Source organism: Prochlorococcus marinus str. AS9601, assembly GCF_000015645.1.
Lineage (GTDB): Bacteria > Cyanobacteriota > Cyanobacteriia > PCC-6307 > Cyanobiaceae > Prochlorococcus_A > Prochlorococcus_A marinus_O.
This window is the reverse complement of record NC_008816.1, coordinates 1,310,907-1,325,080: the sequence shown is the minus strand read 5'-3', so window position 1 is coordinate 1,325,080 and position 14,174 is coordinate 1,310,907. Positions and strand designations below refer to the sequence as shown.

General features: G+C 32.8%; 11 protein-coding genes and 1 pseudogene. 8 read left to right on the top strand and 4 right to left on the bottom strand.

The features are described 5' to 3' along the window. The first annotated feature begins 48 nt into the window (after positions 1 to 48). Entirely contained in the window at positions 49 to 1,578 is a 1,530-nt protein-coding gene (gene kaiC, locus A9601_RS16440) for a circadian clock protein KaiC (protein ID WP_011818958.1), read from the top strand. On the opposite strand, the gene A9601_RS16435 is transcribed toward kaiC, so the two are convergent. Both A9601_RS16435 and purD read right to left on the bottom strand, forming a co-directional pair. Then, positions 1,575 to 3,641 carry a HAMP domain-containing sensor histidine kinase gene (locus A9601_RS16435; protein ID WP_011818957.1) on the bottom strand — a complete coding sequence of 689 codons (2,067 nt, stop codon included), beginning with the start codon at positions 3,639 to 3,641 and terminating at the stop codon, positions 1,575 to 1,577. The genes kaiC and A9601_RS16435 overlap by 4 nt on opposite strands. 4 nt (positions 3,642 to 3,645) lie before the next feature. Next, complete coding sequence (gene purD, locus A9601_RS16430; protein WP_011818956.1) at positions 3,646 to 4,977, bottom strand: phosphoribosylamine--glycine ligase; 1,332 nt, start codon at positions 4,975 to 4,977, stop codon at positions 3,646 to 3,648. A gap of 144 nt (positions 4,978 to 5,121) precedes the next feature. On the opposite strand from purD, the pseudogene A9601_RS18255 reads away from it, so the two are divergent. The 7 genes and pseudogenes from A9601_RS18255 (at position 5,122) to msrA (ending at position 11,982) form a co-directional block, all read left to right on the top strand. Beyond that, positions 5,122 to 5,853 (top strand): annotated as a pseudogene (locus A9601_RS18255) (phosphoribosylaminoimidazolesuccinocarboxamide synthase). A 36-nt stretch (positions 5,854 to 5,889) separates the two neighbouring features. Further along, positions 5,890 to 8,028, top strand: coding sequence for a BamA/TamA family outer membrane protein (locus A9601_RS16420; protein WP_011818953.1), 2,139 nt, complete (start codon positions 5,890 to 5,892; stop codon positions 8,026 to 8,028). Next, a complete protein-coding gene (gene lpxC, locus A9601_RS16415) occupies positions 8,029 to 8,865 on the top strand; it encodes a UDP-3-O-acyl-N-acetylglucosamine deacetylase (RefSeq protein WP_011818952.1) in 837 nt (278 codons plus the stop codon). Positions 8,866 to 8,882: 17 nt separating this feature from the next. After that, the gene (gene fabZ / locus A9601_RS16410) at positions 8,883 to 9,341 is read left to right on the top strand and encodes a 3-hydroxyacyl-ACP dehydratase FabZ (RefSeq protein WP_011818951.1); all 459 of its coding nucleotides are present in this window, start codon (positions 8,883 to 8,885) and stop codon (positions 9,339 to 9,341) included. 4 nt (positions 9,342 to 9,345) lie between these two features. After that, positions 9,346 to 10,188, top strand: a complete 843-nt coding sequence (lpxA, locus tag A9601_RS16405) for an acyl-ACP--UDP-N-acetylglucosamine O-acyltransferase (RefSeq protein WP_011818950.1) — start codon at positions 9,346 to 9,348, stop codon at positions 10,186 to 10,188. Continuing rightward, positions 10,185 to 11,363, top strand: coding sequence for a lipid-A-disaccharide synthase (lpxB, locus tag A9601_RS16400; protein ID WP_011818949.1), 1,179 nt, complete (start codon positions 10,185 to 10,187; stop codon positions 11,361 to 11,363). Before lpxA ends, lpxB begins: the two co-directional genes overlap by 4 nt. 16 nt (positions 11,364 to 11,379) lie before the next feature. Beyond that, positions 11,380 to 11,982, top strand: a complete 603-nt coding sequence (msrA, locus tag A9601_RS16395) for a peptide-methionine (S)-S-oxide reductase MsrA (RefSeq protein WP_011818948.1) — start codon at positions 11,380 to 11,382, stop codon at positions 11,980 to 11,982. A gap of 11 nt (positions 11,983 to 11,993) precedes the next feature. Here the strand turns inward: msrA and A9601_RS16390 are convergent, their stop codons facing one another. Both A9601_RS16390 and A9601_RS16385 read right to left on the bottom strand, forming a co-directional pair. After that, the gene (locus A9601_RS16390; RefSeq protein WP_011818947.1) at positions 11,994 to 13,466 is read right to left on the bottom strand and encodes a leucyl aminopeptidase; all 1,473 of its coding nucleotides are present in this window, start codon (positions 13,464 to 13,466) and stop codon (positions 11,994 to 11,996) included. A gap of 24 nt (positions 13,467 to 13,490) precedes the next feature. After that, positions 13,491 to 14,102 (bottom strand): hypothetical protein, encoded by a 612-nt coding sequence (locus A9601_RS16385; protein WP_011818946.1) that lies wholly within the window; start codon positions 14,100 to 14,102, stop codon positions 13,491 to 13,493. Positions 14,103 to 14,174 lie beyond the last annotated feature (72 nt).

The window sequence follows — 14,174 nt, the reverse complement described above, 5'->3', positions numbered from 1 at the left end:
TTTCAAAATTCAAAATTTATTTTACTTTTGTTTAATTAGTTTAAAACTATGAATGATAAGAAATTTGGCAAATCAAATAAAATGCAAGTACAAAAATTACCAACTGGCATAGAAGGCTTTGATGATGTTTGTAGGGGTGGTTTGCCTGTATCTCGAAGTACACTCGTTAGTGGTACCTCAGGAACGGGTAAAACTGTTTTTTCACTGCAATACTTACACCATGGAATTTGTAATTTTGATGAGCCTGGTATCTTCGTAACATTTGAGGAATCACCTTTAGACATCATTAGGAATGCTGCGAGTTTTGGGTGGGATTTACAAGAATTAATTGATCAAAATAAACTTTTTATTTTGGATGCTTCTCCTGACCCTGATGGTCAGGATGTTGCAGGTAACTTTGACTTGTCTGGTCTTATTGAGAGAATTAGTTATGCGATCAGAAAATATAAAGCTAAAAGAGTTGCAATAGATTCAATAACTGCAGTCTTTCAACAATATGATGCTATTTACGTTGTGAGAAGAGAAATATTTAGACTCATAGCAAGATTAAAAGAGATAGGTGTGACAACAGTAATGACTACAGAGAGGGTTGATGATTATGGACCTATAGCTAGATATGGAGTAGAAGAATTTGTATCTGATAATGTTGTTTTACTAAGAAATGTGCTTGAGTCAGAGAAGAGAAGAAGAACTTTAGAAGTTTTGAAGTTAAGAGGTACTGTACATATGAAAGGTGAATATCCATTCACCATGGGGATTGATGGGATAAGTGTGTTCGCCCTCGGAGCAATGAGATTAACGCAGAGATCCTCAAATATTAGAATTAGCTCTGGAGTTAAAGATCTTGATGATATGTGTGGTGGAGGATATTTTCAGGATTCCATCATTCTCGCTACTGGAGCTACTGGTACAGGAAAAACAATGCTTGTATCAAAATTTGTTGAAGATGCTTATAACAATAATGAAAGAGCAATACTTTTTGCATATGAAGAATCTAGGGCTCAATTGCTTAGGAATGCAACTAGCTGGGGAATAGATTTTGAAAAAATGGAAAGTGATGGGTTATTGAAAATTATTTGTGCATATCCTGAATCAACTGGTTTAGAAGATCACTTACAAATTATAAAAACGCAAATTAATCAATTTAAACCAAAAAGGATGGCAATTGATTCTCTCTCTGCATTAGCCAGAGGTGTAAGTTTGAATGCATTTAGACAGTTTGTAATTGCTGTTACTGGTTATACAAAACAAGAGGAGATAGCAGGCTTCTTTACTAATACTGCAGAAGAATTTATGGGAAGTCATTCTATAACTGATTCTCATATCTCAACAATTACAGATACCATATTGTTACTTCAATATGTAGAAATAAAAGGTGAGATGGCAAGAGCTCTAAATGTTTTTAAAATGCGGGGATCATGGCATGATAAACGAATAAGAGAATTTATCATTACAAATAGTGGCCCAGAAATAAGAGATTCTTTTTCTAATTTTGAACAAATATTTAGCGGCGCCCCTCACAGAATTGTACCTGATCAAAATGTTCAAAATGTTTTTAAAGGATTAGATAATAATTAGATAATTTCCTTAATTTCAGAAGCGGAGAAAGAATCTGAATTGTTAATAGCTTTTGTCAATAATTCATCTTTATCAGATTGTGCTAAAGCTAAATCAAACCAGAAAGTTGTTCCTACTCCTAATTCACTAGCCATACGAATTTCTCCACCATGTTTTTCAATTATTCCTCGCACGATTGACAAACCTAAACCGGTACCTTGCTCAGTATGAACAGAATTCTCTACTCTATAAAAACGATCAAAGATCTTTTCTTGATCAGCTTGAGATATTCCTGAGCCAGTATCAGCAATCTCAATTCTTACTTTTGGTAGTGGTGATACCAATTCACATTGAGGGGCTGCATCATTTTTAATACTTGGAGGGAAAGCAGGGCAGGAATCTGGCCAAGTATAAGCTCTTATAATTAGGGTGCTGTTTTTTGGACTAAATTTCAATCCATTACCCAGCAAATTATCAAAAACCTGTAAAAGTAAATCAAAATTTCCAAGAATTGGAGGAATAGTTTCCTCTATATCATGAGCTAAAGAAACGTTTTTTTCTGTTGCATTAAGTCTATAGTTTCTAAGTGTCTGCTCTATTGCGGGCTTTATGTCCATTTGTTCTAGTTGAACAATTTTACCAGACTCTAATCTTGATAAATCTAATACATCATTTACAAGTCTTGTTAACCTATCAGTCTCTGAATTTGCAATTCCCAAAAATTCTATTTGTTCTTCATCAGAAAGTTGATCTTTTAAATCATGTAAGGTCTCTACATAACTTTTGATATTAAAAAGAGGTGTCCTTAATTCGTGCGAAACATTACTAATAAATCTATTTTGTGCCGCGTTAAGTTCAACTTCTCTAGTTAAGTCTTGGATTGTTACGGCTATTCCTTTTAATTCAATTTTATTTGTATCCAAAACTGATTGCAAGACAATTCTTAGGGTTCTTGCTGGTTCTCCTAAACTGAATCTTAAATCGTCTTTCTCCTTTTCCCTGTTTAAAATAGATTCAATATTTGAATGTAAGTCGTTAGATAGAATTTCGGGGATTTCATTTAAAAAATGTTTACCCTCTAAGAATCTCCCTTCCCAACGAAATAATCTCTTTGCGGTTGGATTAGTGAGTACAATCTTCCCTTTTGAATCCAATAATATGGCACCATCAGCCATTGTAGCTATCAGGGATTGCTGCTTGATTTGCGCCGCTTTTAGCTCTTCTATATTAGCCTCATCATAATTTTCTAACTGGGTGGCCATTCTGTTAAATCCATTTAAGAGTTCTCCCAGATCACCTGTCATGGGTAAAGAAATTCTGGATTTAAAATTTCCTCTTGAAATTTCTCTAACACCTCTTACTAACTCTCTGACGGGTCTTGTAATAGTTAGTGCATTAAATACAGCTCCAAGTATTACTAAAACCCAAATAGAGATAAAAACTGCAATAGTTACTTCTCTAGTTAAGGCGGCACTGGCTAATGCTTTTTTATTCGGGGTGACTCCCAAAGCTAAAGTTCCGAGATATTTGCCTTTCCACAACATTGGGACAAATACATCTGTTACTTGACCTTGAGGGGTCGCATGCTGTCTAACCAATGGGAATTGTGGTCTTTTCTTTAATTCAGAGGGTAGTTTGAGTCTTCGAGTGAGTTGAAACTGACTGTCTGAGCTTGTCGGCGTTGCACTGATCGGTATTCCAAGTTGAACAATATCTTCAGCATCAGTAAAGAATATATAACGTAAGTTTCGACTGGATCTCCAAAACTTTTCAGCTACATTTGAAATTTCTTTTTTTTGGTTGTTAGCGACTAATTCTGTAACATTCCCAGATAACAATAAGCCAAGATCTCGAGCATATCTTGTATCGTTCATTCCTGCATCTCTTTGGATACTGTTTAATGCAAAGAAAGTTATTCCTGTCATTAGGAGGCTTACGACAAGAGTTGCTATCGCTAACAACTTTGTCCTTAAACTGAACCCACTCCACCAAGCGAGGAGTCCATTAATCCAATGGTTTTTATTCATTTCTTCATTATCATTGATGCTATATTTCGCACTTTCTTGATTATTGGAACCCACCATAATCTTAATTCTCCTTTGAAAAGTTTTTTCTGACTTGATAACCTATGTCATTTCTGAAGTAAATTCCCTTAAAATGGATTTTTTTTAAATTCTTGTATGCTTTTTCAAAAACCAAATCGAAATCTTTATCTTGGCAGACAACACTTAAGACTCTTCCTCCACTAGTTAATAATTTCCCATTTTCATTAGAAGAGGTACCTGAGTCGAAAATTTGACAATCATTCGAATCAATCTTACCTATATTTATTTCAAATCCAGTTTCATATTCGAAAGGATAACCTTGTGAGGTCGCTATTACACAACCGCTAACTTTATCAGATGTATTAATTTTTTCACCACTAGTTAAATTTCCCATTGAACATTTCTCTAAAAGAAATACGAAATTCTGATCCATCAAAGGCATTATTGTCTGGCATTCTGGATCACCAAATCTGCAATTGTATTCTATAACTTTAGGCCCAGATTCTGTGATCATTAACCCAAAGTAAATTACACCTCTATAGTCAATATTTCTTTTATTTAATTCATCTATTGTAGGTTCAATTATCTCTTTAATAATTCTGTCAAGGTAAGCTTCTGTTAATAATGGGGCAGGAGAATAGGCTCCCATACCACCTGTATTTGGTCCTTTATCTTTCTCATTAAGTCTTTTGTGATCTTGGGCGGTTGGAAGTAATGTGTATCTCTTCCCATCGCATAAAGCAAAAACTGAAACTTCTGGCCCTTGAATTTTTTCTTCTAGAACAACTATATTCCCAGAGTTGCCAAATCTACCATTAAAAATTGACTCTGCAGCTGCAAAGCATTCATCTTTTGAATTAGGAATAAAAACACCCTTACCTGAAGCTAGACCATCTGCTTTTACTACCAATGGAATTGATGCTGAATTGATGATTTTTTTGGCTTCTTCTAAAGAATTGACTTTCCAAAAGTTTGCAGTTGGAATATTTGCGTCTTGCATAAATTCCTTTGCCCAAGATTTACTAAATTCTAATTTTGCTCCATCTTTATTAGGACCAAATACTTTAAAATTTTTTTTGCGAAGAAAATCAGCTAATCCATTTGCTAGAGGTATTTCTGGTCCGATAACAACTAAATCTATTTTCAAAAAATCAAGCTTTTCAACTAGTTCATTTTTATTATTTATATCAATTTTTATTCTTTTACATTTATTTATTCTTTCTGAACCAGCGTTGCCAGGTATTAAATAAACTTTTTTAACTAATTCATTTTTTTGAATAGCCCAAGCCAAAGAGTTTTCTCTCCCGCCATTTCCAATTATTAATATATTTTCTAATCTAATAGAGCTCCTAGAACTTGGTGAATGACTTCCCATATATTCGTTTTTTTAAGGTTTTGAGGTTTTGATGAATAATCAGTTAAGATGAAATGAAATCATTTAAGATCATTTAAGATTGATCTCTAATATTTATGTTAATTACAAAAAGTAATTTAGTAATCATAATAAGGTTTTAAATTAATGAATAATAAATATAAATTGATTTATGAAGGCAAAGCAAAAAAAGTATTTACTCATGATGATTTAGATAAAGTAAAAATTGAATTTAAAGATGATGCTACAGCTTTTAATGCGTTAAAAAAGAAAAATTTGAAGGAAAAGGCAAACTTAATTGCTTAATAAGTGCAAGAATTTTGAATTCTCATTAAAATGATATACCAACTCATTTTATTGAACTTGAAATGAAACACGATTATTGCAAAAAAAATAAAAGTTATACCATTAGAAATTGTTCTAAGAAATATTGCTTATGGCTCCTTATGTAAACAAACGACTATTAAACCTGGAACTCCCCTATCAAAACCACTCATTGATATCTATCTTAAAAATGATGAACTTAATGATCCCCTTATCACAAAAGATAGAATTGAATTAATGAACATACTAAGTCCTCATGATTTAGAGTTAATAATAAAGTTAACTTTGAAGATTAATGTAATCCTGAAAAGTTTTTTTAAAAGTATTCAACTTCAACTTGTGGATTTCAAGTTGGAATTTGGTTATGACTTTAGAAATAATATACTTCTTGCGGACGAAATAAGCCCTGATAATTGTAGATTGTGGGATTTAAATCAAAAAAATGATACAATCGTAAGTCTAGATAAAGATAGATTTAGGAATGATTTAGGTGGTCTAATTGAAGCTTATACTGAAATTCACCGAAGAATGAACGATTTTCTACTACCTAATTGAATAAATAATGACTTATTTATCTTGATAAAAAGTATTATGCAAAAACATTTTTTAAAATTTGGAAAGGTTTTCACAAATGTTGCCTGCTCTCCTTTGATTTTGATATCAAATAATTCAGAACTGGCCGCTAAGTTCTTGCCAAATGATGTTGATCAATCAATAAAAACCTTAGACATACAAAATATTAATAATGGTTTATTTCAAGGGATTGATACTAAACAAGAGAAAAATTTTCTTCTTGCAGAAAATAAAAATGATATTACTGAAGAAAGTGTTCTTATCTCAGAAATAATTATCGAAGGTTGGGAAAATCATCCTGAGGGTAGAAAACTAGAATTGGCTGCATATGACTCTATGAGCATAAAACCTGGAAGTATTGTTGATAATCGAATTTTAAATCAAGACCTAAATGCAATATATGCTAGTGGTTGGTTTTCAGGAGTCAAAATAAAATCTCAAGAAGGGCCACTAGGCGTGAGGCTGATTGTAAATGTAGTGCCTAATCCAATCTTGAAGAAAGTTGAACTTCAACCAGTTAACTCTGTAATCTCTAATGAATACGTAGATGATATTTTTAATAACTATTATGGGACAACTCTGAACTTAAATGAATTTCAAAATAAGATACAAATAATAAAAAAACGTTATGAAAAAGAGGGTTATTCTTTAGCTAGAATTAATGGCCCCGATAGAATCTCAGACAACGGAGTAATAGCATTAAAAGTTTCTGAGGGAATTATATCTGACGTAAAAATAAGATTCCCAGATTCTGATGGTGAATTTGTTACTGATGGAAAACCTAGAAAAGGGAAAACAAAAGATTGGGTCATAAAGAGAGAATTAAAAACGCAACCTGGTTCAATATTTAATAGAAAAATTTTGGAAGCAGATATCGGTAGACTCTATGCCACATCATTATTTGATGATGTAAAGGTTTCTCTTGGCCCTGATGATTTAAATCCTGATCAAGTCATTATTTTTTTAGATGTGAGCGAGCAAAGAACAGGATCACTTACAGGTGGACTTGGATATAGCAATAGTTCGGGTATCTTTGCCACAATTGGTTTGCAGGAAACAAATGCACTAGGAAGAGCATGGTCTACAAATTTAAATTTAAATTTTGGAGAATATTCAACCACCTATAATTTTTCATTATCTGATCCATGGATTAAAGGAGATAAACATAAAACATCTTTTAGAACAAATATTTTTTTAAGTAGAGATTATCCACAAGAATTTAAAAGTGAAAAGCATGGGAAATTATATTCAGTAGATGATCAAATACCATCTAGCTCTGATAGTTTTTCATCAATAGTTTTAGAAAAAACAGGAGGTGGATTTTCTTTCTCAAGGCCATTTAATGGCGGAGATCCATTTAAGATCTCTAAATGGCGAATTCTTGCAGGAATGAATTTTAAGAAGGTTAAGATGATTGATGGTGATGGAAACAAGAAACCTTATGGTGATAGGACGCCAACCACAACCAGAAATAATATAAGCGATATTATTTGTATTGGATTTACTCCAAATGATGATTCATGCCCTGAAGAAAATACATTAGTGAGTGTTATCGCAAGTACTTCTAGAAATAATTTAAACAATTCCATCAACCCAACTGCAGGAAATAAATTTAGCTTTGGTACTGAACAATTTTTTTCTATGGGGGAAAACTCTCCAACATTTAATAGAATGAGAGCCTCATATTCATTTTTCATTCCAACAAAATTAATAAATTTAACGAAAGCGTGTAAGTCAAGTAATGCTAATAGCGAAGACTGTCCGCAAGCTATTGGATTTCAATTTAAAGCAGGAACTATTCTTGGAGAATTACCTCCTTACGAAGCATTTTGTATGGGAGGAACATCATCTGTTAGAGGTTGGGGATCTTGTGATTTGGCTGTAAGTAGAAGTTTTGTTGAGGGTACAGTAGAATATAGATTCCCAGTTTGGAGAATGATATCAGGAGCTTTATTTGTCGATGGTGGAAGTGATTTAGGCTCTCAAAAGGACGTTCCTGGAAAACCAGGTAAATTATTGAAGAAATCAGGTTCTGGTTTTTCCCTTGGAGGGGGAGTTGGGGTTAAAACACCAATAGGTCCACTAAGATTAGATTTTGCTAGCAAAGACCTAAGTGGAGATTGGAGATATACACTTGGAGTTGGATGGAAGTTTTAAGTGTTTTCTTGGCCTGCTAATTATGATCATTGTTATACCCTGGCGGGTGTTATCTCCAGAGAAGGTATAGGCCTACACAGTGGAGAAAAAACGAGAGTTATAATTTCCTCTTATGAGAAAGAAGGGTTTTATATATCTTTCAGGGATAAACCAGACGAGATTTTTAAGTTAACTCAGGATTTAATTGGAAGTACGATGCTTTGTACAGCTGTTAAATTAGGGGGTAGAAATTTGTATACTATCGAACATTTATTATCATCAATGGCAGGTTGTGGATTGAGTTATATACATATTGAAGTTGACGGGAAAGAGATTCCTCTTTTAGATGGATCGGCAATTCAGTGGGTTAGAGATTTTGAAGAAGTAGGGATAAAAAAAGCTCCTAGACCAGATAATTTCTTTCGAGAGATTAATAAATCAATAATTTTAAATAAAGAAGACTCAGTTATAGCAGCAACTCCTTCTGAAAAAACTACAATTATATCTACCATAAGTTTTGACTATAAAGCAATTGGAAATCAAACTTTTGTGATTGATTTAAATCCAAAAAGTTTTGTTGAAAAGATTGCTCCTGCCAGAACATTTGGTTTTAAAGATCAATTTCAAGAGTTAAGTGAACTTGGATTAATAAAAGGAGGAAGTTTGGAAAATGCGCTTGTTTGTGACGGTGAAAAATGGGTTAATCCACCATTAAGATTTGATAATGAACCAATAAGACATAAAATTTTAGACCTTATTGGGGACTTGGCTTTGGTAGGGTTACCTAAGGCTCAAATTTTAGTATATAAAGGGTCACACTCTTTAAATGCTTTATTAGCCTCATCGCTAAAAAATTAACTTTATCTTTAATCGTTTTGGAAAAGAAATTATCCAGTGAAAATAATCAACTCTCATCTGAGAACATACTAGGTTTATTACCTCACAGATATCCCTTTGCTCTTGTAGATAAAGTCATAGAGAATATTCCTGGGGAGAGAGCTGTTGCAGTAAAAAATGTAACTATAAATGAGCCTCAATTTCAGGGCCATTTTCCTGAAAGGCCCTTAATGCCAGGAGTACTCATTGTTGAATCAATGGCTCAAGTTGGGGGAATCATAGTAACCCAGATGCAGAATCTTCCTAAAGGACTTTTCGTCTTTGCTGGAATCAATAATGTTAAATTCAGAAAACCTGTTGTACCTGGAGATCAATTGATAATTTCTTGTGATTTATTAAGTATTAAAAGACAAAGATTTGGCAAAGTTAAAGGTGAGGCTCATGTTGATGGGAAGTTGGTTTGTTCTGGAGAATTAATGTTCTCATTAGTCGACTAAGAAAATGGAAAATAAAAATACTGAATCAAAGTCAATCTTTAGTGGTGTTAAAATTCACCCAAACGCTTTTGTTGATCCAAAGGCAGAACTGCATGATGGGGTCATTATCGCTCAAGGAGCTATTATCGGTCCTGATGTGACTATTGGGAAAGGAACGGAGATAGGACCGAATGCTGTTATTACTGGAAGAACTAAAATTGGAATAAACAATAAAGTTTTCCCTAATGTGTTTATAGGACTTGATCCCCAAGATCTTAAATATAAGGGGGCATTTACCGAAGTAATCATTGGAGATAATAATACTTTTAGAGAATGCGTAACTATAAATAAGGCAACTGATGAAGGAGAGAAAACTATTATTGGTAATAATAATTTGTTAATGGCTTACTCCCACATTGGCCATAATTGTGAACTTGCAAATGGGATAGTTTTATCAAATAGTGTTCAAGTTGCAGGCCATGTAAAGATTGAAGAAAAAGCTATTATTGGTGGCTGTTTAGGTATCCACCAATTTGTACATATTGGATATTTGGCAATGATTGGAGGAATGACAAGAGTAGATAGGGATGTACCTCCTTTTTGTTTGGCAGAAGGACATCCAGGAAGATTAAGAGGTTTGAATAGGATTGGAATTAAAAGAAGTGGTTTGATGGAAAACAAAGATTTTGATTTTAAATTACTTCAAAGTACTTGGAATCTTCTTTTTAAATCTAGCGATACTATTACAAATTCATTAGAAAAAGCCATGAACAGAGAATTAGATCTTTCATCTTCAAAATTATGTAATTTTTTAAAAGAGTCAATATCTAAAGAAAGACGAGGACCAATGCCAGTAGTGAATTTATGAATAAAAAGATATTTATAAGTACTGGAGAAGTATCTGGTGATTTGCACGGAAGTTTGTTATCAAAAGCATTATTAGAGGAAGCTAAAAAGAAATTCATAGATTTAGAAATTTGCGGATTAGGTGGTGAAAGGATGAAGAAAGAAGGTGTAAAAATTCTTCAAGATACTACATCAATTAGTGCAATAGGGATTTGGGAGGCTTTACCTCTTATTCTTCCAACAATAAGAATTCAAAAAAGGTTCTATAAATTACTAAAAAAAAATCCGCCTGATTGCTTAATTTTGATTGACTATATGGGCCCCAATATAAAAATTGGAACTAAATTAAAAAGATCGAAGACTAATGTTCCAATTTTTTACTATATCGCGCCTCAAGAGTGGGCTTGGAGGGTTGGCAACAATACTACGACAAATCTAATAAAATTTTCTGATAAAATTTTTGCGATTTTCAAGAAAGAAGCAGTTTTTTATAAAAAAAGGGGTGGAAATGTTTTGTGGGTTGGTCATCCAATGATTGATTTGACAAAAAAACTTCCTTTAAAGAAAAATGCCAGAACTATTCTGAATCTTCGCCCAGATCAAAACATTCTACTTTTGATGCCCGCATCAAGACCTCAAGAATTACGATATATTTTACCTACTTTTATGAGAGCGGCTAAAAAATTACAACAAAAATATCCAAGTTTGGTTGTCTATATTCCCTCCTGTAGGAGGGCTTTTGATGAAATATTCAAAAAAGCCTTCAGGAAATATCAAGTTAAAGGTCTTGTTATTTCTCAAAAAGATAGTGCAAAATTAAAGCCTTATATTTATTCGCTTACTAAAATTGCTTTTTGTAAATCTGGGACAGTTAATATGGAATTAGCTTTATATGGAATTCCACAGATTGTTGGTTATAGAGTAAGTAGGGTAACTGCTTTTATTGCTAAAAAAATACTCAATTTCAAAGTAAGATTTATCTCCCCTGTAAATTTATTAGTTAATAAATTAATAATTCCTGAATTTGTACAGAAAGAGTTTGACGAAAATAAAATCTTCTATAAATCTTGCAGGATTCTAGAGGGAAAGTCAGAAAAGATAAAAATAAAAAAAGGTTATGCTTTTTTAAAAAAAGAATTAGGTGAAGAAGGTGTAGTCCAAAGAACTGCAAAAGAGATTATTAATTCTATTATTTGAACTTTATAATAAAAAAATGAAATATTTGTTACCTCTAATAGTCGCTTTTTCACTATTTATGACCCCTGTCAACGCTTTTGCAGATGAATTGATTCTTGCAGGAGGTTGTTTTTGGTGCTTAGAACATGATTTAGAGTCTTTAAAGGGGATAAATTTTGTTCAAAGTGGCTATTCAGGTGGAGATTTGCAAAATCCTACTTACGAAAATCATGAAGGATATCAAGAAGTGGTTTTGATCGACTATGACTCCAATTTGGTAACTTTACCCGAGATACTTAGGCTCTATTTCAGAAATATTGATCCTCTGGACGGCAAAGGTCAATTTTGTGATCGTGGAGATTCATATAGGCCAGTAATCTTTTTCAAAGATGCAACTGAGAAAAGTGATGCAATAAATGCAATTGTTTCGGCCTCCAATGAGTTGAGAGTGCCAATAGAAAAAATATCTGTAGAGTTAAAATCAAAAGGTCAATTTTGGTTGGCTGAAGAATATCATCAGGATTTTGCTGAGAGAAATGAATTAAAATACAAATTCTATAGATTCTCATGTGGTAGAGATCAAAGGTTGGATAAATTATGGGGTGATAACGCTAGATCGATAAATATTTGGAATGAATGATTTAAATATAGTTATTTATTTTTAATCCATTGAACAAGAGTTTTAACTCCAAAACCGGTTGCACCTGATGGATTAATTCCTTTATTCTTATCAGTCCAACAAGTCCCAGCAATATCAATATGAGCCCATTTAATCTCTGAATCAAAGAATTCCTCTAGAAACAAAGCCGCAGTTATTGACCCACCTGCTCTAGGGCCTGTATTTTTCATGTCAGCTATATGAGACTTTAACCCTTCTTTATAAGATTTTTGTAAAGGCATTTGCCATAATTTTTCTCCAGACTGGGCTGATGCAGCTTTTAGGTCATTTGCTAGATCATCATTATTGCTCCAGAATCCAGCTACATCATTCCCTAATGCAACAACGATAGCTCCTGTTAAAGTGGCAAGATCTATTATTGAATCGGGGTTTAAATTGGATGCATAAGTTAAAGCATCAGCTAATGTGAGCCTACCCTCTGCATCAGTATTATTTATTTCAATTGTCTTACCATTTGATGCTTTAACTACATCTCCAGGATGAACAGCAGATCCATTTATCATGTTTTCGCAAGCTGCCACAATAAAATGAATTTCTAATCCCTTTGGTTTTATTGCTCCAAGTGCTTTTGCTGCTCCTAAAACTGCAGCGCTTCCTCCCATATCATATTTCATCATTTCAATTTGAGAGGCTCCTACTTTCAGATTGTACCCTCCAGAATCAAAGGTTAAACCCTTCCCAACAAGTGCAATCTTTTCTTTTATAGGCCCCTCTGACTTCAAAGTAAGATGTATAAATTTAGGATCTAGATCAGAACCTTTTGCTACAGCTAAATATGCACCCATTTCTAAATCTTCACAATCTTTTGCCTCTAAAATTTTTACTTCCAAACCATGATCTTTAGCTATTTTAGAAGCTTGTAAAGACATTTCCTGAGGTGTAAGACTATTTGGAGGGGCGGCTACAAGTTTTCTAGCTAGTTCTACACCTTCACATATTTGTGCTGTCTCTTCAAAGCTAATATTCTCAAATTGTTTTAAATTCAAAAACTCTATTTCTTTAAGAACTTTCTTTTCATCTTTTTTCTTATTAAATCTATTGTCCTTATAGGCAGATAATCTGGCTGATTCTGCTAGTTTAGTTATCTCTAGTTGTGAATTTATTAATTCCCAAGGTAGCAAGATGCTGATTTTTGCATTTTTATCAACAGTTTTCCTAACTAGATTTCCTATAGAGTTTTCTATATCACTTTTGTTTAGGTCTTTTGATTTGCCAAGACCAACTATGATTAAAGTTTCTAATTTTTGATCTAAAAATTCAAAGCTTAAAGTTTTTCCTTTTTCTCCTTTGAATTTTTTTTGAGTAACTTTTTTTAGTAATAATTTTGGGTCAACAACAAATTTTATGTTTTCAAGTTGGCTTGCAATTTCTTCCTCTAGAACTCCAAAAATTAATGAAGCACCTTGCCAGTTATCTAGATTTGTTTGGAATGTGGAAAATTGCATTTGTTAAATGGATTTAATTAACTTTTAGTTGTTTGTGAAAGTAGTTGCCCACCTATCTCGAGTTTCTTTATTAAAAGGTGGTAACCATAAATATATCAGTTGCTGTTCTAATTTACGTCTTAATTTTACTTCTTTGGGTACATCTAAGAAAAAACGAATATCTTGATGACTTGAGAGTTTGTTATGAGCTAGGGCTTCTTTATAGTTTATGAGGTAATTTTTACAGTCATGTTCTCCCTTCCATCTTTTATTTGCTGAATTTGTTTCTCCTATATAAAGGATTATTTTAGAATTATCCATCGAGTCAATTACAAAATACATTGCTGGACCATTATGTATATATTGATTGGTTCTCCAAAAGTTCAATGATAATGGCTGCAAGGAAAAAGGATCAATTTTTATTTCATTGGAAATTGTATTTATAGGAAGACTTGTTTGGCGCAAAATTTTATTGTGTGTGTCTTTTGAAATTTTGAATTGGTGATTGTATATTCTATTTCTCCATTCAGTTAGGATTTCGCCTTTGATTTTTAGATTATTTGAGTGCTGAAAATTAATTGATGTATTTACATTAGAACCAAATAATTCAAATTGTCTATTTTGGTTTGAAATATTATTTACGTTAAATTTTTCCAATATTTATGAAACATCTCTACTAAATTTAATTATGAAAAAATATAAATCAAAGAATTATTTATAAACTAAAAT